Raw genomic sequence first — 21,861 nt, 5'->3', positions numbered from 1 at the left:
CCGCTGGGGGGCGCGTCCGCGGGCCCCCCGCCCCGCCCGCCCCGCCCGGCCGGCGCGGCGGCCGGCCCGCCCCGCCGCCCCCCCCCCCCGCCCCGGCCCGGGCCCGGCCCCCCCCCACCGCTGTAACGGCCTCGCCCGCGAGGTCAGTGCGACGCCACTGACCATCGCGGGCGAGGCCGTAAGGGGCCGCCGGGCGCCCGGACACCCCTCACACGATCAGCTGTTCTCCCGTGATTCGGCACCGGAACTGAGGCATTCCGGGCGTAATGTCCCCCTCGTGGCAATGGGCGTCATTGCACGTCGAGAACAGGAGACCCCCCATGTCCATGAGCGGCACCCTCGCACGCGGCAAGAAGTTCGTCACCACTGCGGGCGCGCTGGCCGCGGCCGCCGCCCTCGGCTCCACCCTGCTCGGCGCGGCCCCGGCCCAGGCGGCCGCCGCTCAGCCGTACGGCAAGGTCCTCTCGGCCACCGGCATGAAGGAGCGCCGGTACCCGAGCACGGACGCCCCCGCCACCGGCTATCAGCGCCACCACGCGCAGGTCGGGCTGCGCTGCAAGGTCCGCGCGCAGAACGTCGGCGGGAACGACGTCTGGTACCAGCTGCGCGACCGTGCGACCTGGGTCGCCGCCAAGTACGTCGCCAACACCGGCCCCGTGCCGTTCTGCAAGGACGTGCAGCGCTTCCGGACCGCGGACGGCGCCGCGCACCAGAACGCCCGGGGCTGACCGCTCCGCGCGGACACGCCCCGGACGCCGGGGCCGCCTCCCCCCGTGGGCGGCCCCCGGCACGGGCGCCAGGCCCTCCCCCGTCGGGCCCCGCGTCCGTGCACCCGGTGCGTCCGCCCCCCACGGCCGTCCGGGATCTGGCCGGGCCTCCTCCCCCGTGGCGCATCGGCGAAGGCCCGTACGGAAGAGGCTGGCCGCGGCGGGTTGCCGTTCGCTGAACGTTGCGTCAACGCCCTTGTGGGAAAGGGCCGTTCGAGGGTCAGGCGGCCGGGGTGCCGCCGACGCGGAGGGTGAGGTCGCGGGCGGTGCGGGCGACCTCCTCGGCCAGCCGGGCGCGCTGGGCGGCGTCCACCTCGGCCGCCGGGAAGGTCGTCGCCACCCCGGCGATCGGATGCGCCCCGTGGTCGAGGACCGGCGCCGCCACCGACGAGAATCCGGCCGTGACCTCGCCCTCCTCCGTGGCGTAGCCGCGCCGCCGCACCTCGACGAGCAGTTGGTGCAGCGCGGACAGCGACCGTGGCCCGGTGCCGGTGCGCTCCACGAACACCGACGGGTCCGGGAACAGCGCCCGCACCTGCGCCCGCGCGAGGCGGGCCAGCATCGCCCGGCCGCTGGCGGTCAGATGCGCGGGGAGCCGCACCCCCACCTCGGTCACCAGCGGCGGCCGCCCCAGGGCCCGTTCCTCGATGACGTAGATGACCTCGCGGCCGTGCAGCACCGCGAGATGGGCGCTGTGGCCGGTGCGGTCCACGAGTCCGGCGAGCGGCACGCGGGCCAGCCGGGCCAGCGGCGCCTGGCGGCTGTAGCCGGAGCCGAGTTCGAAGGCGCTGACGCCGAGGCCGTAGCGGCGCTCGTCCGCCAGATGCACCACAAAACCGTCGTGCACGAGGGTGTCGAGGAGGTGGTACGTCGTGGAGCGGGGCAGCCCCACGTCGCGGCTGATGGCGGCGGCCTGGACCGGGCCGACCTGCCGGGCGAGATAGCGCAGTACGGCCAGGACCTGGGCCGCCGCGGGCACGATGGACATGCGGTGACGCTACCGCCGTCTTGTCGGCGAGACGCCCCGGCGTCCGCGCAATGTCTTGGATCCCAGACACAAGACCCGCGGCGGACATGGCGGAACCCTTGTCACCCGGTGCTTCATGGAGGCATGAACCACGTTCTCGTTGACGTCGGCCCGCTCAGCGCCGACGATGTCGTGTCCGTCGCCCGCCACGGTGCCCCCGTGGAGATCTCGGCGGCGGCCCAGCAGGAGATCGGCCAGAGCCGGAAGGTCGTCGAGGCGCTGGCCGACGACGTCACGCCGCACTACGGCGTCTCCACCGGCTTCGGCGCCCTCGCCACCCGTCACATCCCCACCGAGCTGCGCGCCCAGCTCCAGCGCAGCCTGGTCCGCTCGCACGCCGCGGGCTCCGGCCCCGAGGTGGAGCGCGAGGTGGTCCGGGCGCTGATGCTGCTGCGCCTGTCCACCCTCGCCACCGGCCGTACCGGCGTCCGGTTTGAGACGGCGCAGGCGTACGCGTCGCTGCTGAACGCGGGCATCACGCCCGTCGTGCGGGAGTACGGCTCGCTCGGCTGCTCCGGCGACCTGGCGCCGCTCGCGCACTGCGCGCTGGCGGTCATGGGCGAGGGCGAGGTCCGCGACGCCGCGGGCGAGCTGCGGCCGGCCGCCGAGGCGCTGGCGGCCGCCGGGATCACCCCGGTCGTGCTCCAGGAGAAGGAGGGCCTGGCCCTCATCAACGGCACCGACGGCATGCTGGGGCAGCTGGTTCTCGCCCTGCACGACCTGCGGACGCTGCTGGCCACCGCCGACATCGGCGCGGCGATGAGCGTCGAGGGGCAGCTCGGTACGGACGCGGTGTTCGCCGCCGACCTCCAGGCGCTGCGCCCGCACCCGGGGCAGGCCGACAGCGCCGCCAACCTCCGCGCGGTGCTGGACGGCTCGGCGATCGTGGCGAGCCACCGCGGCCCGGAGTGCACCCGGGTCCAGGACGCGTACTCGCTGCGCTGTTCGCCGCAGGTGCACGGCGCCGCGCGGGACACCGCCGCGCACGCCGCGCTGGTCGCCTCGCGGGAGCTGGCGAGCGCCGTCGACAATCCGGTGGTGACACCCGACGGGCGGGTGGCGAGCAACGGCAACTTCCACGGCGCGCCGGTCGCCGCCGTCCTCGACTTCCTCGCCATCTCCGTCGCCGACGTCGCCTCGGTCGCCGAGCGCCGTACCGACCGTTTCCTGGACGTGGCGCGCAACCACGGGCTGAACGCCTTCCTCGCCGACGACCCGGGCGTGGACTCCGGCCACATGATCGCGCAGTACACCCAGGCGGCCATCGTCTCGGAGCTGAAGCGGCTCGCCGCGCCCGCGTCGGTCGACTCGATCCCCTCCAGCGCGATGCAGGAGGACCATGTGTCGATGGGCTGGTCCGCGGCGCGGAAGCTGCGCAAGGGCGTCGACGGGCTCACCCGGGTGATCGCGGTGGAGCTGCTGACCGCCGCCCGCGCCCTGGACCTGCGCGCCCCGCTGACGCCGTCCCCGGCCACCGCCGCGGTCGTCGCCGGGCTCCGCCGCGACGTCCCCGGCCCGGGCACCGACCGCTACCTGGCCCCCGAGATCGAGGCTGCGGTCCGCTACGTCGCCTCCGGCGAGGCGCTGCGTGCCGCGGAGTCCGTCACCGGCCCGCTGCACTGACCCGGCTCCTCCCCCGCTCTCTCCCCACACGCACACCGATCTCTCTCACGGAAGAGGACTCACCATGCACGGTGCACGACCGGTACGGGCCACCCGTGGCACGCAGCTGAGCACGCTGGGCTGGCAGCAGGAAGGCGCCCTGCGCATGCTGCAGAACAACCTGGATCCCGAGGTGGCGGAGCACCCCGACAACCTGGTCGTCTACGGCGGCACCGGTAAGGCCGCCCGCGACTGGCGCTCGTTCGACGCGATGGTCCGCACGCTGAAGACCCTCAAGCAGGACGAGACGATGCTCGTCCAGTCGGGCCGCCCGGTGGGCGTGATGCAGACCCACGAGTGGGCGCCGCGCGTGCTGCTCGCCAACTCCAACCTGGTCGGCGACTGGGCGAACTGGGAGGAGTTCCGCCGCCTGGAGCAGCTCGGCCTGACCATGTACGGCCAGATGACCGCCGGGTCGTGGATCTACATCGGCACCCAGGGCATCCTCCAGGGCACGTACGAGACGTTCGCCGCGGTCGCCGCGAAGAAGTTCAACGGCACGCTGGCCGGGACGATCACCCTCACCGCCGGTCTCGGCGGCATGGGCGGCGCCCAGCCGCTGGCCGTGACGATGAACGACGGCGTCGCGATCTGCATCGACTGCGACCCGCGCGCCATCGAGCGCCGCATCGAGCACCGCTACCTCGATGCGAAGGCCGACAGCCTGGAGCACGCGCTCCAGCTGGCGACCGAAGCCCGTGACCAGCGCAAGCCGCTCTCCATCGGCCTGCTGGGCAACGCCGCGGAGCTGCTGCCGCGGATGCTCGCCGAGGGCGCGCCGATCGACATCGTCACCGACCAGACCTCGGCCCACGACCCGCTGTCGTACCTCCCGGTCGGCGTCGCCTTCGAGGACATGCAGTCGCTGGCCGCGAAGGACCCGGCGGGCTTCACCACCCGGTCCCGTGAGTCGATGGCCCGGCACGTCGAGGCGATGGTCGGCTTCCTGGACGCCGGGGCCGAGGTCTTCGACTACGGCAACTCGATCCGCGGTGAGGCGCAGCTGGCGGGCTACGACCGGGCGTTCGCCTTCCCCGGCTTCGTCCCGGCGTACATCCGTCCGCTGTTCTGCGAGGGCAAGGGCCCGTTCCGCTGGGCGGCGCTGTCCGGCGAAGCGTCGGACATCCACAAGACGGACAAGGCGATGCTCGACCTCTTCCCGGAGAACGAGTCGCTGCACCGCTGGATCAAGATGGCCGGCGAGCGGGTCCACTTCCAGGGCCTGCCCGCCCGTATCTGCTGGCTCGGCTACGGCGAGCGGGACAAGGCCGGTGAGCGCTTCAACGACATGGTGGCCTCCGGTGAGCTCCAGGCGCCGCTGGCCATCGGCCGCGACCACCTGGACTGCGGTTCGGTCGCCTCGCCGTACCGCGAGACCGAGGCGATGAAGGACGGTTCGGACGCCATCGCGGACTGGCCGCTCCTCAACGCCATGGTGAACGTCGCCTCCGGTGCGTCCTGGGTCTCCCTGCACCACGGCGGCGGCGTCGGCATGGGCCGCTCGATCCACGCGGGCCAGGTCTGCATCGCGGACGGTACGCCGCTGGCGGGCGAGAAGGTCCGCCGGGTGCTGACCAACGACCCGGGCATGGGCGTGATCCGGCACGTGGACGCCGGTTACGACATCGCCGAGAACGTCGCCACCGAGCGCCACGTCCGCGTCCCGATGCGGGAGGACGACGCCTCCGCGTGACCCCGTCGGTCGTCGCTGACGCCCGTACGGCGCAGGGTTCCTGCGCTGTGCGGGCGTTTGGCGTGCGGTACGTCGCGTACGGGGCGGGGCGCGGGGGCCTCGCCGCCAGGACCCGGCGGCCACCGGCCGCCCCGAGTCCCCCAGGCACGGAAAAGGGCCCCGCTCCACGCGCCCTGGCACGTGGAGCGGGGCCCTTCGAGGCCCTGGGAAACGCCGAGTGCGGCTACTCGGCGGCGGTGGGCGCGACGGTGGCGCGGGCCGCCGCGTCCGGGCCGTCCTCGGACTCGGCGGCGGCTGCGGGCTCGGCGGCGGTTGCGGCAGCCGGGGTCACCGCCCGGGCGGCCTCGCGCGGGCGGAGCCAGACGCGGTGGATGACCGCCAGCAGGACGAGCCAGACGGCGCCGACGATCAGCGCGACGCGGGTGCTCGCGGAGAAGGCCAGCAGCACCGTCACCGCCGCCATGAAGACGACCGCGATGATCTGTCCGTACGGCCAGAACGGCGCCGGGTAGTCGAGCGCCGCCTCCTCCTCGGGGCTCATCGAGCGACGTGCCTTCATCTGCGTCAGCAGGATCATCAGCCAGACCCAGACGGTCGCGAACGTCGCGATCGAGGAAATGATGAGGAAGATCTTGTCGGGAATCAGGTAATTGAGCAGAACGCCCAGCAGCAGCGCACCGATCATAATCGTGACGGTCATGACCGGCACTCCGCTGCGGGAAAGCTTCCGCATCACCTTCGGCGCCTGGCCGCGCTCGGCCATTCCGTACATGATGCGGCCCGCGGCGAAAATGTCGCTGTTGATGGCGGAGAGCGCCGCGACCACCACGACGATATTCAGCACGGTCGCGGCAGATTTGATGCCGAGGCCGACGAAAATCTGCACGAACGGGCTGCCGTCGGAGCCGACGTTTTCCCAGGAATTCAACGACATGATGACCGCGAGGGTCAGGACATAGAAGAGCACGATGCGCACGGGAATGGAGTTGACCGCGCCCGGAATCGTCTTTTTCGGGTCCTCCGCCTCACCCGCGGTGACGCCGATGATCTCGGTGCCGCCGAAGGCGAACATCACCACCGCGAAGGAGAGGATGAAGCCCTGGGTGCCCTGGGCGAAGAATCCGCCGTGGGACCAGAGGTTGGATATCCCGGTATGCGCGCCTCCGCCCCCCTTGAAGCCGATGACCAGCACCACAGCCCCGGCGATGATCATCGCGACGATGGCGACGACCTTCACCAGCGACAGCCAGAACTCCATCTCCCCGAAGACCTTGACATGGAAGAGATTGAGCACACCGATGACGAGAATCGCCGCCAGCAACCAGATCCAGCGCGGCACATCGGGAAACCAGAAACCCATGTAGACGCCGAGCGCGGTGATGTCGGCGATACAGACGATGACCATTTCGAAGGCGTACGTCCAGCCGGTGGTGAATCCGGCGAGCGACCCGAGATGCCGGGTCGCGTACTCGCCGAAAGAGCCCGCGCACGGATGGTGCACGGCCATTTCGCCGAGCGAGCGCAGCACCAGGAAAACCGCGGCGCCACCGATGAGATAAGCGAGCAGAACGGCCGGGCCGCCCGCCTGGATCGCCTCGGACGATCCGTAGAAAAGGCCGGTGCCGATGGCGGAACCGAGCGCGATGAAACGAATGTGGCGCGACCGCAGGCCCCTGCGCAGCGTCGCTGTTTCGGTGGTCAAAGAATGCCCCTCCTCGGGGAATGGCACGTCCGTCCCTGACATACGGCGCGCGGCCCGGCCCCACCAGCCGCCGGCGCCCCTCGCAAGACCGCAAGAGCGCCTGTATATTCCTGTATAGACAGGCACGTCAAGAGGTGATCCGGTGCAGGAACAGGAGCGTGGGTCGAGCGCATCGCCCGCCGTCGGGCGGGCGCTGGACATCCTCGGCCACCTCGCCACGCGTCCCGGGCCGGTGCGTGCCGCCACGCTCGCCCGCGAGCTGGGAATTCCGTCATCCTCCGCCTACCACATCCTGGCGATCCTGATCGATCGCGGTTTTGTCGTCCATCTCCCCGAGGAGCGGGCGTACGGCCTGGGTGCCGCCGCCCTGGAGCTCGGCGCGGCACACCGCCGCCACGAACCCCTCGAACGCCTCGCCCGCCCCGTCGCGGGCGCCCTCGCCCGGCGGCTGGGGCACCCCGTGCACCTGGGCGTGCTGCACGGCGCCGAGACGCTCTACCTGCTCAAGGAGCAGCCGCCCGCCCCGCGCCAGCACACCGGCCGGGCGCTCGTCACCGGCGTCGGCGTGCGCCTGCCGGCCCATCTGACCGCCACCGGCCGGGCGCTGCTCGCGCACTGCGCCGAGGCCCAGCTGCGCGCCGCCTTCCCGCGTCCCGGCGCCCTCGTCACCCGGACCGGCAAGGGCCCCCGGTCACTGACCGAGCTCCGCGCCGAGCTGGACCGGGAGCGGGCCCGCGGCTGGTCGGAGGAGACCGAGCTGGTCGCGCCCGGCCTCCGCTCGATCGGCGTGGCCGCCTTCGACCACCTCGGGCACCCGGTGGCCGCGCTCTCCACCACCTGGTGCCGCCACCACCAGCCGCACGACGCGGAGCGCATCCGCGACGCCCTGCTGGGCGGCGCCGCCCGGCTGACCGCCGCCGTCTCCGGCCGCGCCCCGTACCCGCAGGCTTCCTGACCGTACCGTCACCCCGGTCGCGTCCCGGAGGCCCGGTCAGCGGGGGTCGAAGGTGCCCATCAGGCGGTAGCGCGAGCCGGGATGCAGCAGCCGCGCGACGCTCACCAGCGCCTCGCCCGACCACGTACGGCGCTGGATCAGCAGGCACGGCTCGGACGCCGCCACCCGCAGGATCCGGCACTCGTCCGCCGACGGCAGCACCGCCTCCACGACATGCTCGCCCTTGCCCAGCGGCGCCACCTCGGACAGGAAGGTGAACGGGGTGCGCCGGGTGAAGTCCTGTTCCAGGTAGCCGGGGGCGAAGTCCGGGTGGACGTAGCGGTCCTCCAGCTGGATGGCGACGTCGTCCTCGAAGTGGACCACCTGGGAGTGGAACACCGGGGTGCCCTCGCCGATTCCGAAGCGGGCGCCGGTCTCCTGGCCCGCCGCCTCCTCGCGGACGAACCGCACCTCGGTGCGGTGGCGGTGGCCGCGTGCGCTCACCTCGTCGGCGATGTTGTGCACCTCGACCAGCGCCGAGCTGCCCTTGTGCAGGGCGACGAAGCTGCCGACGCCCATGACGCGGCGGATCAGCCCCTGGGCGGCCAGTTCGCGCAGCGCGCGGTTGACCGTCATCCGGGACAGACCCAGCGCCTCGACGAAGCGGCTCTCCGAGGGCAGGGCGTCGCCCTCCCGCCAGCGGCCGCTCATGATCTGCCCGGTCACCAGGTCCTTGACCCGCTGATACGCGGGCGTCGCCCCGGACGCGGTCGCCGCATACCGTCGCGCGAGCTCCGCCGCCTCCGCCGCCACGCCGTTTCCCGCCCTCGTCGTCGTCACCCGTACCGCTCTGCCCGCTTTTGCCCGTCGGCGCGGAACCGCGCCGCGCCAGGAAGATTCTAGGGCGTTCCCGAACACCGTCTCGGATCCGAGGAGAACCGGCGTACACCCTGGTCCGGCGGGTACGGCGGCGCTGTCATGGAGCCGACCGGGCGGAGCCGTCCGGTGAGCGAGGCGGAAAGGCGGACGATGACCGTGGACGTGGCAGCGGAGCCGTGGACCGGACGGAGCGACGGGGACGGCGACGACGTGCTGCGCTGGCACCACGTGACCACGCCGCTGACCGGCGCGGACGCGCCCCGGGACGCCGCGTTCGTCGGCTTCCGCAGCGATGAGGGCGTCCGCCGCAACCAGGGGCGGCCGGGTGCGGCCGACGGCCCCGGGGCGCTGCGGTCCGCCCTCGCCTCCGTGGCGCTGCCCGCGCCGCTGCGCGCCGTGGACGCCGGGGACGTCGTGGTCGGCGACGGCGACCTGGAGGACGGGCAGCGGCGGCTGGGCGACGCGGTCACCGCACTGCTCGACGCGGGCGGCCCGGTGGCGGTCCTCGGCGGCGGCCACGAGGTGGCCTACGGCACGTACCTGGGGCTGGCCGGGAGCCGCGCGGTGCGGGGCGGGGCACGGCTCGGGGTGCTCAACCTCGACGCCCACTTCGATCTGCGCGACGCACCGCGGCCCAGCTCCGGCACGCCGTTCCTCCAGATGGCCCGGGACGAGGAGCGTCAGGGGCGGCGACTGGACTACCGGGTGCTGGGCATCAGCCGCCTGAGCAACACCGAGCGGCTGTTCCGCACCGCGGACGGGCTCGGGGTGCGCTATCTGGAGGACACCGACTGCGGGCTGCTCTCGCTGGCCCGCGTCGAGGCGTTCACCGGGGCGTTCCTCGACGCCTGCGACCTCGTCCACCTCAGCATCGACCTGGACGTGCTGCCCGCGGCGGCGGCGCCGGGCGTCAGCGCGCCCGCCGCGTACGGCGTGCCGATGGAGGTCGTGGAGCGGGTCGTCACGGCGGTGGCGGCGAGCGGGAAGCTGGCGGTGGTCGACGTCGCGGAGCTCAACCCGGACCTCGACATCGACGCCCGTACGGCCCGCGCCGGTGCCCGGCTGGTGCACCGCGCGCTCACCGGGACGCCGGAGGCGCGGGGGCGGCGCGGCTGACGCACCCACCGTCCCGTGTGCGGTGGCCCGCCGCGCACGGGGCCCGGCGGGCGGCGCCTCACACCGGTGCCGGGGTCTCCTGCTCCCGGACGTCGGCCTCCGCGTCCGGTCCGGGCTTGGCGTCGGGGACGGAGTGCGACGGCCGCGGTGCCGTCAGCGGGGTCTCGCGGGCGGCGCCGACGCTCCGGGTGAACCACACGACCTTGCCGTCGTCGGTGGGGCAGGTGCCCCAGCTGTCGCTGAGGGCGGCGACGGCGGCCAGTCCGCCGCCCTGCGCACTGTCCAGCGGCGCCATCCGCGGACCGCGGTCGGCGACCGAGACGGTCAGATGGCGGCCGCTCCAGCGGACCTCGACGACGCACACCGCGTCCGGTCCGACGTGCCGGCGGACGTGGTCCAGCAGCTCGACCAGCCCGCGGCAGGCGGCCGGTATCTCCGCCGCCAGTCGCCAGTGGCGCAGATGCGCGGCCACGATGCGCCGGATCTGCGGCACCCGCTCCGCGGTGACCCGCAGCTCGGCCGCGTAGCGAGGGTGGGCGGTGACAGTCATGATCATGGCTCCTTCACACACGGCTCACCCGCCTCCCCCGGACAGGAACACGGAGGGTGAGCTTTCGTCACTGACGGGTGAAGGTCATCGTCACCCGGGCAGCCACCGCCCGCAACCGGGGGAGCTGCCCGAAGTGCCGTCCCGCGCGGGCCGTCACGGCAGATGCGGCAGCACGGCGTCCGGCGTCAGCGGCAGGGTGCGCAGGCGGACGCCGAGGGCGTGGTGCACGGCGTTGCCGACCGCCGCGGCGGCGCCGACGATGCCGATCTCGCCGATGCCCTTGCTGCCCATCGGGTTGAGGTGCGGATCGTCCTCGTCGAGCCAGTGCGCCTCGATCGTGTGGACGTCGGCGCAGACCGGGACGTGGTACGAGGCCAGATCGCGTTCGGTGAAGCCGCCGACGACGGGGTCCATGGTGCTGTGCTCGGTGAGCGCCATGCCGATGCCCATCGCCATTCCGCCGATGAACTGCGAGCGCGCGGTACGGGGGTTGAGGATCCGCCCGGCCGCGAACATGCCGAGCATCCGGCGCACCCGCACCTCGCCGGTGACGGTGTCGACCTGCACCTCGGCGAAGTGGGCGCCGAACGCGTGCCGGGCGTAGGGCGATCCGGCGGCGATCTCCTCCCGGGTGTCCGCCGCGACCGCCAACCCCTCCCGTGGCAGCGGCTGTTGACGGTTACTCAGGTCTTCGCGCAGGGAGCGGCACGCCTTGTGGACGGCCCAGCCCCAGGAGCCGGTGCCGGAGGAGCCCCCGGCCAGGAACGCGTCGGGCAGATCGCTGCGGCCGATCTCGACGCGGACCCGCTCCTCCGGGACCCCGAGCGTCTCGGCGGCGATCTGCCCGAGGACGGTACGGGCGCCGGTGCCGATGTCGGTGGCGTTGATCCGGATGCGGAAACCGCCGTCCGGCGCGGCGTGCGCCTCGGCGGACGAGGGGAAGATCAGCACCGGGTAGGTGGCCGCGGCGACGCCGGTGCCCAGCAGCAGATCGCCGTCGCGCCGGACGCCGGGGCGCGGGTCGCGGGGGCGCCAGCCGAAGCGGTCCGCGCCCTCCCGCAGCGCCTGGGTCAGGCCCCGGCTGCTGAACGGGCGGCCGGTGTCCGGTTCGGTCGCCGGTTCGTTGCGCAGCCGCAGTTCGACCGGGTCGAGGTCGAGGAGGACGGCGAGTTCGTCCATCGCCGACTCCAGGGCGTACATGCCGGGCGCCTCGCCCGGGGCGCGCATCCACGACGGGCTCGGCACGTCCAGCGCCACCACGCGGTGCACGGTGCGGCTGTGCGGCGAGGTGTACATCACCCGGGCGGGGACCGCCGCCTGCTCGACGAACTCCTTGACCGTCGAGGTGTGGGTGGCCACCTCGTGCGCGAGGGCGGTGAGCACCCCGTCGGCCCCGGCGCCCAGCCGCACCCGCTGCACGGTGGGCGCCCGGTGCCCCACCACAGCGGGCATCTCCCGGCGCGGCAGGGCGAGGGTGACGGGGCGGCCGGTGACCCGGGCGGCCATCGCGGCGAGGACCGCCGGCGGGCGGAGGGTGCCCTTGGAGCCGAAGCCGCCGCCGACGTGTTCGGCGACGACCGTGACGTCCCGGCGGTCGAGACCGAACAGCGCGGCGAGGTCGTCCCGCGCCATGGTCGACCCCTGGGTGGAGTCGTGGACGGTGAGATGCCCGTCGTCCCACCACGCGGTGGCGGCGTGCGGCTCCATGGGGTGGTTGTGCAGCGCGGTCAGGGTGTACGTCGCGTCGACGGTGACCAGCGCACCGGCGTACGCCGCATCGAAGTCGCCGCGCTCGCGCGTCCCCGGATAGCCGCCGTTGACCTCCTTGGGCAGGTAGAGGCCCGGATGGTCCGGGGTGAGGGTGACGTCGTACTCCTCGGCCGCGTACGTGAGGCGAACGGCCTCGGCGGCGGCGCGGGCCACCTCCAGACTGTCGGCGACGGCGAGCGCGACGTACCAGCCGCGGTGCGGGACGGCGGGACCTTGGAGGACGGCGACGGCCGGGTCCTCGGGCGGCTCCAGGCGCGGCGCGTTCTCGTGGGTGAGGACGGCGTGCACCCCGGGCAGGGCGAGGGCGTCCGCGGTGTCGACGGAGGTGATCCGGCCGCGGGCGACGGTGGCGGGCACCGGCCAGGCGTGGACACGGTGCGGCGGGGCGTGCTCGGCGGCGTAACGGGCGGCGCCGGTGACCTTGGCACGGCCCTCGCGGCGGGCGGCGGGCGCCCCGAGCGGGTGGCGGGCCACCTCCGGGTGAACAGGCTGCGGATCGTGGCTCATGGGCGCGTCCTCACAGGGCGTCGGTGCGGGCGCCGCGCGGCGGGGCGCCCGCGGGGTCAGCGGTGGCGGGCGGCGAGTTGGCCCAGGACGGAGACGGTCAGCCGTCGGGCCAGCGGCACCTTGAAGCCGTTGTCGCGCAGCGGCCGGGCGGCGGACAGTTCGGCGTCGGCGGCGCGGCCGAAGGTCTCGGCGGTGGCCGGGGCGCCGCGCAGCGCCTCCTCCGCGGCGGTGGCGCGCCAGGGCCGGTGCGCCAGCCCGCCGTAGGCGAGCGCCGCGTGGTGCACCACGCCGTCGCGGACCTCCAGCAGCGCGGCGACGGAGACCAGCGCGAAGGCGTACGAGGCGCGGTCGCGGGCCTTGCGGTAGCGCCCGTGGGCCAGGGGCGGCGGCGGGGGCAGCCGCACCGCGGTGATCAGTTCGCCGGGCTCCAGCACCGTGTCCCGCTCCGGGTGGTCGCCCGGCAGCCGGTGGAGGGCGGTGACCGGGACGGTGCGGGCGCCGTCCGGGCCGGTCACCTCGATGGCAGCGTCCAGGGCGGCGAGGGCGACGGCGAGGTCGGAGGGGTGGGTGGCGACGCAGTGCGCGGAGTGCCCGAGGACGGCGAGGTCGCGGTGGACGCCCTCGACGGCGGGGCAACCGCTGCCCGGCTCCCGCTTGTTGCACGGCGTGGAGACGTCCTGGAAGTAGGAGCAGCGGGTGCGCTGGAGGAGGTTGCCGCCGGTGGTCGCGGCGTTGCGCAGCTGCCCCGAGGCCCCGGCCAGCAGCGCCTGGGAGAGCACCGGGTAGCGCTCCTGGACGACGGGGGCGGCGGCGAGGTCGCTGTTGCGGACGGTGGCCCCGATGCGCAGCCCGCCGTCGGGCAGCTCCTCGATCCGGTCCAGCGGCAGCCGCCCGACGTCGATGAGCAGGCCGGGGGCGCACGCCCCCAGTTTCATCAGGTCGACGAGGTTGGTGCCGCCGCCGAGGAACGCGGCCCCGGGGTGCGCGGCCCGGGCGCGTACGGCCTCGTCGACGGTGGCGGGGCGCAGATAGGCGAAGGGTTTCACGACGCCGCCCCCCCGCCGCCGTTGACGGAGACGGCCCCGAGGCCGTGGACGGTGTGCGGCACGGGAGGAGCGGCCGGGTGCGCGGTGGCGTCGCCGATCGCCTCGACGATGCGCGGATAGGCGCCGCAGCGGCAGAGGTTGCCGCTCATCCGCTCCCGGATCTCGTCGGCGGTCAGCTCCACCGGGGCGCCCGGAGCCGCGGTGTCCGGGGTGACGTGGGAGGGATGGCCGTCGGCCGCCTCCTGGAGCATCCCGGCGGCCGAGCAGAGCTGGCCGGGTGTGCAGTAGCCGCACTGGAAGGCGTCACGCTCCATGAAGGCGTGCTGGAGCGGGTGGAGGCCGTCGGCGTCGGCGAGGCCCTCGACGGTGGTGAGGGTGCTGCCGTCGAGCGTGACGGCGAGCAGCAGGCAGCTGTTGGCGCGCCACCCGTCGACGAGGACGGTGCAGGCACCGCACTGTCCGTGATCGCAGCCCTTCTTCGTACCGGTCAGCCCGAGGTGGACGCGGAGCGCGTCCAGGGCGGTGGTGCGGTGGTCGAGGGTCAGCCGGTGCGGTACGCCGTTGACGTGCAGGGTGACCGTGGAGCGGGTGGCTCCGGGCGGCGGTCCCGCGGCGTCGGGAGGGGATGCGGTGGGCTCCACGCGCTCGCCTTTCGGGCTGGGCCACGCGCCGCGGTACACGGGTGCGCGCGGCGGGGTGAGGTGCGGCTGCGGGACGGTCCGGCGGGGCTTCGCGGCCCCTCCGTCGGGTCTCCCCGGCCGGAACCGGCGGGCCGGTGCCGCCCGCACCGGCCGGACGCCCGCGCCCGGGCCGGGCCGCGTCCGCCGGTGGCGGGTCCCCTCTGCCTATCAGGAGCGGTGGCCGCCCGCGCGTCGGCGCGGCCGTACGGCGAGCGGCCTCGCCCGGCCGGTCCGGTGCCGTCCAGGTGACGGTCAGCGGTTCTCCAGCTGGAGCTGGACCTCCTGTTCCTGGTCCCCGGCGACGGTGCCGGTGACCTGTACGGCGAAGGCGGGGCGGAGGCTGTCCCGCAGCCGGGCCACCGCCCAGTAGCCGCCCTGGAGGCTGATGGAGACGGGCGCGGTCAGCCGCCGGGGGGCGGGCTCCGCCAGGAGATCGGTCACGTCGAACGTCGAGGTCCACACGGTGGGGTGCGGGCCGGCGACGGCGCGCGGCACGTCGTCCGGCGCCCGGTCGCACACGAAGGAGGTGCGCAGCGCGCTGAAGACGGCGTGCGCGTCCTCCGTCGCGCAGTCGGTGACCTCGACGACGACCTCGGCCTCCGGGTGGTACGCCGACGACGGCTGCGGGGGACGCTCACTGCCCTGCACCGGGCCCGGCTGCCCCGGCTGGTTCGCCTGCTGCGCGCTGTTCACGGTGGGCCTTCCTCTCCGTTGGGACGACACCTCCAGGCTGACCCGCGCGCCGGGCACATGCGACCGGAGCCGCCCGGAGCCGGGGCCCCGCCCACGGCGGACGGGTTCCTTCCGGGGCGCCCCCGGGGACGTCTGGTACGGACGGGTGGTCCGCCGCGGCACGGGACGCACCCCTAAGGGCTGTCCCGTAGGGAGGAACCATGGTCCGGCCACCGCTCGGCGGCGCCTGCGCGCCCGGGTTCGAGGGCGTGCGCACCGTCTTCGAGCGGAACTTCACCGCCCACGGCGACCTCGGCGCGGCCGTCGCCGTGCTGCTGGACGGCGCCCCGGTCGTCGATCTGTGGGGCGGGTACGCGGACGCCGCCCGCACCCGCCGCTGGGAGCGGGACACCCTGGTGAACGTCTACTCCACGTCGAAGGGGATGACCGCGCTCTGCGCCCACCTCCTGGTGGACCGCGGCGCGTTGGACCTCGACGCGCCGGTGGCGCGGTACTGGCCGGACTTCGCGCGGGGCGGCAAGGGCGAGCTGCCGGTGCGCTGGCTGCTGAGCCACCGCGCCGGGCTGATCGCCCCGCGCGCCCCGCTGCCGCTGCCCGCCGCATACGACCACGCACGGGTGTGCGCGGCGCTCGCCGCGACAGAGCCGTGGTGGGAGCCGGGCACCGCCCAGGGGTACCACGCGGTGACGTTCGGCTATCTGGTCGGCGAGGTGGTGCGGCGGGTCACCGGCCGGACGGCCGGGGCGTTCCTGCGCACGGAGATCGCCGGGCCGCTCGGCGCCCGGGTCTTCCTCGGCACCCCGGCGGCCGAGCACCCGCGCTGCGCCGACATGGTGGGGCAGCTCGACGCGCGGCTGCTCGCGGAGCGGTATCCCGGTGTGCCGCGCCCGCCGCTGGCGTCGCTCGACGGGCATCCGCTGGCCGCGGCGGCGCTGAGCCTGCTGTCGGTCCCCACCGGCGACGTCAACAGCGCCGCCTACCGCATGGCGGAGATCCCGGCGGGCAATGTCCACGCCTCCGCGCACGGCCTGGCCACGGTGTACGCGGCGCTGGGCGGCGGCTCCCTGGTCGGGGCGGACACGCTGGCCGCGGCGCGGCGCCCCCAGGGACGGCCGGGCGAACCGGACCTGGCGATGGGCCCGCTGGCACCGCCCGGCACCGACGTCCGCTGGGGCCTGGGCTACCTCCTCAACACCCAGGGCCGCGCGGGCCCGAACCCCCGCGCCTTCGGCCACGGCGGCGCCGGCGGCTCGTACGCCTTCACCGACCCGGAGAACGGCCTGGCGTACGCGTACGTCATGAACCGCTACGGCGGCGGCACCACCGGGGACGATCCGCGCCATGCGGAGCTGGTCGCGGCGGTGTACGCGGCGCTCGGGGAGGGGGCGGGGGGCTGAGGCGGGGGCCCCGCCCGGCGGGTCACAGGCATGCCTCCCTGGAGCAGCATCCGTCATGTACCCGTATACCGCTCACCGCATTTACCCGTATACCGCTCACCGCGCCATAATGGACGGATAAGGCACAGACTGCCTGGTATGCCACCGATGAGGTCCCGCCGCCCGGCCGTGGGACCAGGGAAGGATGTGGGTGGACATGGACCGCGAGGCCGAGACCGTTCACGAGGCGTACTCCTTCGTCTGTCTGCACTGCGGGCACGGATGGGAAGAGCGCTACGAGATCCGGCACACCACCGACCTCTCGGGTCGGCGTCGCGCCGTGTACTACTCCGGAGGGGTCCACGTCCCCTCGCCGCTGTCCCGGACCGAGTGCCCCGCGTGCAATCTCGGCCCCCTCCGCATCCTGCGCCCCGGCCGGGTGGAGTCGACGCGGCTTTTCCCGCACTGACCACGCATCCGGGCCGGGTGCGGCCACTGCAATTCGGTAACGGGGCGCATTCGAGGTAATTCACCCACCGACCAGTGCTTATGCTCAGCTCCGGCGGGGCGGGCCGGGCTCCGCGCCGCCCGTCCCACCCCTCGAACCGCCGGAGCACCCCTTGGCCGTGGACCCCCCGAAGCAACCCCTGAGCGCCCGCGTACTGGCCGTGCTCCCCTACGGCGTGATGTCCGTGGTCACCACGGTGGATGTCACCGCCGGGTCCGAGGTCGGGTTCCTGCCCCTCGTGTCGCTGGGGCCCGCGTTCGCCGGTCTGGTCGGCGGCTGGCGTCGCACGGCCGTGGTCGGCTCGGCCGCGTTCCTGCTCTGCCTGGGCCTCGGGATGTACGACGGGCTCTTCGAGGGCCGTCGCGGGCTGCCCGCGCTGCTGTCGGTGGCCGGGGTGACGGTGGCCGGTGTGGTGGCCGCGGTGATGCGCCAGCGGCGCGAGGCGGAGCTGGCGAACGTCCGCTCCATCGCGGAGGTCGCCCAGCGTGTCCTGCTGCGGCCGGTGCCGCGCGGTGCGGGGCCGCTGCGGATCGCGGTCTCGTACACCTCGGCGGTGGCCGAGGCGCGGATCGGCGGCGATCTGTACGAGGTCGTGACCTCGCCCGGCGGCGTACGGATCATCGTCGGCGACGTCCAGGGCAAGGGCCTCGAAGCGGTGGAGAGCGCCGCGGTGGTGCTGGGCGCGTTCCGGGAGGCGGCCCACGACGAGACGGAGCTGACCGCCGTCGGCGCGCGGGTGGAGCGGGCGCTGGGCCGTCATCTGGGCGGCGAACGGTTCGTGACGGCAGTGCTCGCGGAGATCGGCGACGGGCCGTCCGCGACGCTGCTGAACTTCGGGCACCCGGCGCCGCTGGTGGTGCGCGCCGGGGGCGCCGTGGACTTCGCCGCCCCGCCCGAACGCGCCCTGCCGCTCGGCCTCGCGGCGTACGCCGACGACGGCCCGAAGCCGCACACGGTGCCGTTCGCCCCCGGCGACCAGCTGCTCTTCTACACCGACGGGGTCACCGAGGCGCGGGACGGCGACGGCCGGTTCTACCCGCTCGACGCCCGCGCGACGCTGCTGAAGGACGACGATCCCGAGGAGGCGCTGCGCGCGGTCCGCGAGGACGTCGTCGCGCACGCCGAGGGTCCGCTCCACGACGATGCGGCGATGCTGCTGGTCCGCTACCGGGACGCCCTCCAGGACCACTGAAGGGCGCCTTTCGCACGGGCCGGGGACCGGCGGTCAGCGGCGGCGCGGGCGCCGGTGGCGGCGGCGCGGCAGCCGGCCGCGGATCTCCTCGGGCGGCAGGAAACGGGCCCACCGCTCCGGGTACTCGGCGGGCGGCAGCGGCTCGTCCGCGTCGTCCGCGTCGTCCTCGTCGCCGTCCTCGTCGCCGTCCGCCCCGTCGTCCTCGGTGTCGTCGTCGCGCTCCTCGGGGGCGTCCTCGTGCTCCGCAGCTGCCTGAGCCGCCCGGCGTTCCTTCTCCGCGCGGGCCGCGGCCGTCGCCACCGAGGGCCAGACGCGGTCCGTCGCGGCGTTCGTCGCGGCGCCGACGAGGACCGCGAACGCCGAGACCCCGATCCACAGCAGCACCGCGACCGGCGCCGCCAGCGACCCGTAGATCGTCGGGCCCTCGACCGTCGCGGTGAGGTAGATCCGCAGCAGGAAGCTGCCCAGCACCCACATCGCGAGGGCCACCACCGCGCCCGGGATGTCCTCCCGCCAGGGCGAACGGACCGGCACCGAGACGTGGTAGAGCGTGGTGAGGAAGGCCACCGACAGCAGCAGGACGACCGGCCAGTACAGCGCCCGGATGACGTCCGCGCTCGCCGGGAGCCACTGCACCAGGGTGTCCGGGCCCACCACCATCAACGGCAGCGCGACGGCGCCGACGACCAGCCCGCCCAGGTAGAGCACGAACGCCAGCAGCCGGGTCCGTACGATGCCGCGGCGGCCGTCCAGCCCGTACATGATCGTGATGGTGTCGACGAAGACGTTCAGGGCGCGCGAGCCGGACCACAGGGCGAGGGCGAAGCCGAGGGAGATGACGTCCGGGCGGCGGCCGGTGAAGATGTCGTCGAGCAGCGGCCGGGCGATCTCGTTGACGCCCTGGTAGGAGAGGACGGCGGACGACGCGTGGAGGATCTGCTCCCGGACGCCGTCGATGGTAGCCCGCCCGATCCAGGGCTCCAGGTAGCCGAGCAGACCGATGAGCCCGAGCAGCAGCGGCGGCAGCGACAGCAGGCAGAAGAAGGCCGCCTCGGCGGCGAGTCCGGTCACCCGGTACGTCATGCAGCTGTGGACGACGTCCTTGAGGAGCAGCCAGCCGAGCCGCCGCTTGGAGACGTTGCGATAGAGGACCCTGGCCCTGGTCAGGCGGCCCTCGGGCCGCTCGGTCGGTTCGTTCTCCGGCTGCACTCGTCCACCGTATCCGGGCGGCTGGACGGACAGCGGCGGAGCCCGCGCAGCTCCCGCACGGTCTCAGATCCGGGCGCCGGGCGGCCCGCCGCGGCGTTCGCGCAGCGCCGCCTCGATGACCACGTACAACTCCTCGTCCGGGACGTCGGGCCGGAAGCCGACGAGGACGCCGCGGGCCTCGTAGTAGCGGATCGCGCGGTAGGCGTCGCCGACGCCGCCGACCACGGTCCGCAGATGCACCATCAGATCGGCGAAGGCGAGTGCCGGGGGCGGGCCACCGGCCCCGGCGAAGCGGGCGAGCAGGCGGGGCGCGGCGTCGACGACGTAACCGGCGGGCGGCGGGCACGGCGCCGCCGGGATGTCGGCGGCGGCGCGGCGCGGGACGCGGTAGTGCGCGGCGAGCCGGTCGGCGCGCGCCGCGCGCAGCCGTCCGTCGGCGCCGAGCACCACGACGCGCGGAGCCGCTGCGTCCCTGGCGGCGTTCATGGTGATCTCCCTCCCGCACCGGTGCGGTGCGGCCCCGTACGGCGGCACTCCGGCAACGTCGCACGCCACGGCGGCGTTCCCGTACGGGGACGTCCTTCTGCCCGGAGTGGCGTGACGTTTCGGCACCCGTCACGTGCCCGTCGCTTGCGGGTGGCGGGCCCGGTACCTGGCCGGACGGGCCCCGCACCGGGCCGGGGCGCGCCGTACCGGGCCAGGGCGCGCCGCCGCGAGAACGCGCCCCCTGCCGCGCCGCGCGCACCCCCTCCCCCGATCGCCCCGCCCCGATCGCCCGCCCCGCCCCGCGCGCCTACCGTGCCGGGAGCGGAGCGCGGTGGTGGGCGGAGGGAGTGCGATGAGCCCAGGGACGGGGTGGCCGGAGGAGCGGCGGCCGGAGCCGGGGGCCGGGCGGCGGCCGTGGGGTGCGCTCGCGCTGATCGCGCTGACGGGGATCTTCCTGATCCGTACGGGGCTGCCGGACCGGCCCGGCGGCCCGCCGCGGCCGGGCCCTGGGCACGCCGCGCCCGCCGGACACGCCCCGGCCGCGCCGCCGTTGCCGCGGTCCGTCCCCGACAGGGTGGTGATCCCGGCGCTCCAGGTGTCCGCCCCGGTGATCGCGCGCGGGCTGGACGCACACGGCGCGATCGAGGCGCCGCCGTCCGCCGACACCCGCGTCACCGGCTGGTACAAGGACGCCCCGACCCCCGGCGAACGCGGCACCGCCGTCCTCGTCGGCCACGTCGACAGCTACACCGGGCCCGCGGTCTTCTACGGCCTCGGCGGGCTGAAGCGGGGCGCCGCCGTCGAGGTCCGCCGCCGGGACGGCCGCCGCGCGGTGTTCGCCGTCTACTCCGTGCGGACCTTCGCCAAGGACCGCTTCCCCGCCGAGCAGGTCTACGGTTCCACCGGACGGCCCGAGCTACGCCTGCTGACCTGCGGGGGCGCCTACCACGCGGGCTCCGGGTACGCCGGTAACGTCGTCGTCTTCGCCCGGCTCGTCGCGCCCGGGGGCGGGCATCCGGCGACCCCTTCGGCCACGCCCGGAGCCCCATGATTGGCTGCCGCCATGAGCAGCATCACCGTCACCACCTGGTACCTCGAACAGACCGCGCCGGGCGATCTGACGCCCGCCGCCGAGCCGCCCGCCGCGCGGGGCGTCCGCATCGTGTGCGCGCAGCGCCCGCTGCCGGAGTTCAGCCGTTTCCTCTACTCCGCCGTCGGCGGCGACATCCTGTGGACCGACCGGCTGGCGTGGCCGTACGCGCGGTGGGCGGAGTATCTGTCGCGGCCCGGCGTGGAGACCTGGGTGGCGTACGCGCACGGGAGCCCGGCGGGCTTCATCGAGCTGGACGGGACGTCCGACGGCGTCACCGAGATCGCCTACTTCGGACTGATCCCGGCGTTCCGCGGGCAGGGCATCGGCGGCCATCTGCTGTCGTTCGGCACCGCGCGGGCCTGGGACCTCGCCGAGCGGTACGAGGGGCGGCCGCCGACGCGGCGGGTGTGGGTGCACACCTGTAGCAAGGACGGCCGTCACGCGCTCCGCAACTACGAGCGGCGGGGCTTCCGGCTGTACGACACCACGGTCGAGCAGGAGGCCGCGGCCGAGACGCCGGGGCCGTGGCCGGGCGCCGGGGACACCGCCCTGCCCGCCTGGGAGGGCGCGCCCCGTCCGGTGTGACGGGACCGCCGTACCGGGGCGCGCCGCCCCCGCGTGCCCCGGTACGGCACATCCGTAAGGCACGATGACCGCGTGACCAAGGCCACAGCATCTCGCGATCCGGGACATCGATGTCCAAATTTCGGACGATGGTGGACTGTCGCGAGAACGGCGTGCCACGCTGCGGTCATGTCTCGAACAGGAATTGCGTTGGTGAGCCGACTCCACGTCGACCTCGGCCGCCTGTCCAGCGCGATCTGTCAGGCGCGCTGACGCGGCATCGGCCAGGGGGCACCGCCCGAGCAGCACCGCCGGCACCACCCGTCGCCCCCGCCGTCCCCCTCGTCGCGGACGCCCCGAGACCTCACCTCCCCCCTTCACGACGCGCCGCCGCGCGCCGCCGCGCG

21 protein-coding genes are annotated in these 21,861 nt (G+C 74.6%); 11 read left to right on the top strand and 10 right to left on the bottom strand.

What is annotated here, in order from left to right; genetic code table 11:
• Positions 1-320: 320 nt before the first annotated feature.
• The gene (locus tag ACFWWQ_RS06295; protein ID WP_384590947.1) at positions 321-728 is read left to right on the top strand and encodes an SH3 domain-containing protein; all 408 of its coding nucleotides are present in this window, start codon (positions 321-323) and stop codon (positions 726-728) included.
• A gap of 259 nt (positions 729-987) precedes the next feature.
• On the opposite strand, the gene ACFWWQ_RS06290 is transcribed toward ACFWWQ_RS06295, so the two are convergent.
• The gene (locus ACFWWQ_RS06290) at positions 988-1,755 is read right to left on the bottom strand and encodes an IclR family transcriptional regulator (protein WP_384590944.1); all 768 of its coding nucleotides are present in this window, start codon (positions 1,753-1,755) and stop codon (positions 988-990) included.
• A gap of 123 nt (positions 1,756-1,878) precedes the next feature.
• Here ACFWWQ_RS06290 and hutH point away from each other — a divergent pair, with 123 nt between their 5' ends.
• A complete protein-coding gene (hutH, locus tag ACFWWQ_RS06285) occupies positions 1,879-3,417 on the top strand; it encodes a histidine ammonia-lyase (RefSeq protein WP_384590941.1) in 1,539 nt (512 codons plus the stop codon).
• A gap of 64 nt (positions 3,418-3,481) precedes the next feature.
• On the top strand, positions 3,482-5,149 hold the full coding sequence (hutU, locus tag ACFWWQ_RS06280) for a urocanate hydratase (RefSeq protein WP_384590938.1): 1,668 nt from the start codon (positions 3,482-3,484) through the stop codon (positions 5,147-5,149).
• A 223-nt stretch (positions 5,150-5,372) separates the two neighbouring features.
• Here hutU and ACFWWQ_RS06275 read toward each other — a convergent pair whose 3' ends face one another.
• On the bottom strand, positions 5,373-6,851 hold the full coding sequence (locus tag ACFWWQ_RS06275) for an amino acid permease (RefSeq protein WP_384590935.1): 1,479 nt from the start codon (positions 6,849-6,851) through the stop codon (positions 5,373-5,375).
• 142 nt (positions 6,852-6,993) lie between these two features.
• On the opposite strand from ACFWWQ_RS06275, the gene ACFWWQ_RS06270 reads away from it, so the two are divergent.
• The gene (locus ACFWWQ_RS06270; protein WP_384590932.1) at positions 6,994-7,806 is read left to right on the top strand and encodes an IclR family transcriptional regulator; all 813 of its coding nucleotides are present in this window, start codon (positions 6,994-6,996) and stop codon (positions 7,804-7,806) included.
• Positions 7,807-7,842: 36 nt separating this feature from the next.
• On the opposite strand, the gene hutC is transcribed toward ACFWWQ_RS06270, so the two are convergent.
• Complete coding sequence (hutC, locus tag ACFWWQ_RS06265; RefSeq protein ID WP_384590929.1) at positions 7,843-8,625, bottom strand: histidine utilization repressor; 783 nt, start codon at positions 8,623-8,625, stop codon at positions 7,843-7,845.
• Between the two features lie 165 nt (positions 8,626-8,790).
• Here hutC and hutG point away from each other — a divergent pair, with 165 nt between their 5' ends.
• Entirely contained in the window at positions 8,791-9,780 is a 990-nt protein-coding gene (hutG, locus tag ACFWWQ_RS06260) for a formimidoylglutamase (RefSeq protein ID WP_384590926.1), read from the top strand.
• A 58-nt stretch (positions 9,781-9,838) separates the two neighbouring features.
• Here hutG and ACFWWQ_RS06255 read toward each other — a convergent pair whose 3' ends face one another.
• From ACFWWQ_RS06255 to ACFWWQ_RS06235, 5 genes are all read right to left on the bottom strand, one after another.
• Positions 9,839-10,330, bottom strand: coding sequence for an ATP-binding protein (locus tag ACFWWQ_RS06255; RefSeq protein ID WP_384590923.1), 492 nt, complete (start codon positions 10,328-10,330; stop codon positions 9,839-9,841).
• A gap of 153 nt (positions 10,331-10,483) precedes the next feature.
• Positions 10,484-12,607, bottom strand: coding sequence for a xanthine dehydrogenase family protein molybdopterin-binding subunit (locus ACFWWQ_RS06250; RefSeq protein ID WP_384590920.1), 2,124 nt, complete (start codon positions 12,605-12,607; stop codon positions 10,484-10,486).
• 56 nt (positions 12,608-12,663) lie between these two features.
• The gene (locus ACFWWQ_RS06245) at positions 12,664-13,653 is read right to left on the bottom strand and encodes an FAD binding domain-containing protein (RefSeq protein WP_384590917.1); all 990 of its coding nucleotides are present in this window, start codon (positions 13,651-13,653) and stop codon (positions 12,664-12,666) included.
• Complete coding sequence (locus tag ACFWWQ_RS06240) at positions 13,650-14,294, bottom strand: 2Fe-2S iron-sulfur cluster-binding protein (RefSeq protein WP_384590914.1); 645 nt, start codon at positions 14,292-14,294, stop codon at positions 13,650-13,652. Before ACFWWQ_RS06240 ends, ACFWWQ_RS06245 begins: the two co-directional genes overlap by 4 nt.
• 291 nt (positions 14,295-14,585) lie before the next feature.
• Positions 14,586-15,026, bottom strand: coding sequence for a hypothetical protein (locus ACFWWQ_RS06235; protein ID WP_384590911.1), 441 nt, complete (start codon positions 15,024-15,026; stop codon positions 14,586-14,588).
• Between the two features lie 200 nt (positions 15,027-15,226).
• Here ACFWWQ_RS06235 and ACFWWQ_RS06230 point away from each other — a divergent pair, with 200 nt between their 5' ends.
• From ACFWWQ_RS06230 to ACFWWQ_RS06220, 3 genes are all read left to right on the top strand, one after another.
• A complete protein-coding gene (locus tag ACFWWQ_RS06230; protein WP_384590908.1) occupies positions 15,227-16,423 on the top strand; it encodes a serine hydrolase domain-containing protein in 1,197 nt (398 codons plus the stop codon).
• 196 nt (positions 16,424-16,619) lie between these two features.
• Complete coding sequence (locus tag ACFWWQ_RS06225; RefSeq protein WP_384590905.1) at positions 16,620-16,871, top strand: hypothetical protein; 252 nt, start codon at positions 16,620-16,622, stop codon at positions 16,869-16,871.
• A 217-nt stretch (positions 16,872-17,088) separates the two neighbouring features.
• The gene (locus ACFWWQ_RS06220; protein WP_384590985.1) at positions 17,089-18,102 is read left to right on the top strand and encodes a PP2C family protein-serine/threonine phosphatase; all 1,014 of its coding nucleotides are present in this window, start codon (positions 17,089-17,091) and stop codon (positions 18,100-18,102) included.
• A gap of 33 nt (positions 18,103-18,135) precedes the next feature.
• Here ACFWWQ_RS06220 and ACFWWQ_RS06215 read toward each other — a convergent pair whose 3' ends face one another.
• Both ACFWWQ_RS06215 and ACFWWQ_RS06210 read right to left on the bottom strand, forming a co-directional pair.
• Positions 18,136-19,311 (bottom strand): YihY/virulence factor BrkB family protein, encoded by a 1,176-nt coding sequence (locus ACFWWQ_RS06215; protein WP_384590902.1) that lies wholly within the window; start codon positions 19,309-19,311, stop codon positions 18,136-18,138.
• Between the two features lie 63 nt (positions 19,312-19,374).
• On the bottom strand, positions 19,375-19,797 hold the full coding sequence (locus tag ACFWWQ_RS06210) for a hypothetical protein (protein WP_384590899.1): 423 nt from the start codon (positions 19,795-19,797) through the stop codon (positions 19,375-19,377).
• 352 nt (positions 19,798-20,149) lie between these two features.
• Here ACFWWQ_RS06210 and ACFWWQ_RS06205 point away from each other — a divergent pair, with 352 nt between their 5' ends.
• The 3 genes from ACFWWQ_RS06205 (at position 20,150) to ACFWWQ_RS06195 (ending at position 21,727) form a co-directional block, all read left to right on the top strand.
• Positions 20,150-20,848, top strand: coding sequence for a class F sortase (locus ACFWWQ_RS06205; RefSeq protein WP_384590896.1), 699 nt, complete (start codon positions 20,150-20,152; stop codon positions 20,846-20,848).
• A 12-nt stretch (positions 20,849-20,860) separates the two neighbouring features.
• Positions 20,861-21,475, top strand: a complete 615-nt coding sequence (locus ACFWWQ_RS06200) for a GNAT family N-acetyltransferase (RefSeq protein ID WP_384590893.1) — start codon at positions 20,861-20,863, stop codon at positions 21,473-21,475.
• Between the two features lie 168 nt (positions 21,476-21,643).
• Positions 21,644-21,727 carry a putative leader peptide gene (locus ACFWWQ_RS06195; RefSeq protein ID WP_384590982.1) on the top strand — a complete coding sequence of 28 codons (84 nt, stop codon included), beginning with the start codon at positions 21,644-21,646 and terminating at the stop codon, positions 21,725-21,727.
• The last annotated feature ends 134 nt before the right edge of the window (positions 21,728-21,861 follow it).

This window comes from Streptomyces sp. NPDC059080 (assembly GCF_042739975.1).
Lineage (GTDB): Bacteria > Actinomycetota > Actinomycetes > Streptomycetales > Streptomycetaceae > Streptomyces > Streptomyces benahoarensis.
This window is presented reverse-complemented; position numbering and strand designations above follow the sequence as displayed.

Excerpts from the sequence above, each read along its gene's own strand:
- ACFWWQ_RS06250 (WP_384590920.1), bottom strand. The coding sequence starts at position 12,607 with ATGAGCCACGATCCGCAGCCTGTTCACCCGGAGGTGGCCCGCCACCCG.
- ACFWWQ_RS06295 (WP_384590947.1), top strand. The coding sequence starts at position 321 with ATGTCCATGAGCGGCACCCTCGCACGCGGCAAGAAGTTCGTCACCACT.
- ACFWWQ_RS06220 (WP_384590985.1), top strand. The coding sequence starts at position 17,089 with ATGTCCGTGGTCACCACGGTGGATGTCACCGCCGGGTCCGAGGTCGGG.
- ACFWWQ_RS06230 (WP_384590908.1), top strand. The coding sequence starts at position 15,227 with ATGGTCCGGCCACCGCTCGGCGGCGCCTGCGCGCCCGGGTTCGAGGGC.
- hutU (WP_384590938.1), top strand. The coding sequence starts at position 3,482 with ATGCACGGTGCACGACCGGTACGGGCCACCCGTGGCACGCAGCTGAGC.
- ACFWWQ_RS06210 (WP_384590899.1), bottom strand. The coding sequence starts at position 19,797 with ATGAACGCCGCCAGGGACGCAGCGGCTCCGCGCGTCGTGGTGCTCGGC.
- ACFWWQ_RS06205 (WP_384590896.1), top strand. The coding sequence starts at position 20,150 with ATGAGCCCAGGGACGGGGTGGCCGGAGGAGCGGCGGCCGGAGCCGGGG.
- ACFWWQ_RS06255 (WP_384590923.1), bottom strand. The coding sequence starts at position 10,330 with ATGACTGTCACCGCCCACCCTCGCTACGCGGCCGAGCTGCGGGTCACC.
- ACFWWQ_RS06195 (WP_384590982.1), top strand. The coding sequence starts at position 21,644 with ATGTCTCGAACAGGAATTGCGTTGGTGAGCCGACTCCACGTCGACCTC.
- ACFWWQ_RS06225 (WP_384590905.1), top strand. The coding sequence starts at position 16,620 with ATGGACCGCGAGGCCGAGACCGTTCACGAGGCGTACTCCTTCGTCTGT.
- hutH (WP_384590941.1), top strand. The coding sequence starts at position 1,879 with ATGAACCACGTTCTCGTTGACGTCGGCCCGCTCAGCGCCGACGATGTC.
- ACFWWQ_RS06200 (WP_384590893.1), top strand. The coding sequence starts at position 20,861 with ATGAGCAGCATCACCGTCACCACCTGGTACCTCGAACAGACCGCGCCG.
- ACFWWQ_RS06290 (WP_384590944.1), bottom strand. The coding sequence starts at position 1,755 with ATGTCCATCGTGCCCGCGGCGGCCCAGGTCCTGGCCGTACTGCGCTAT.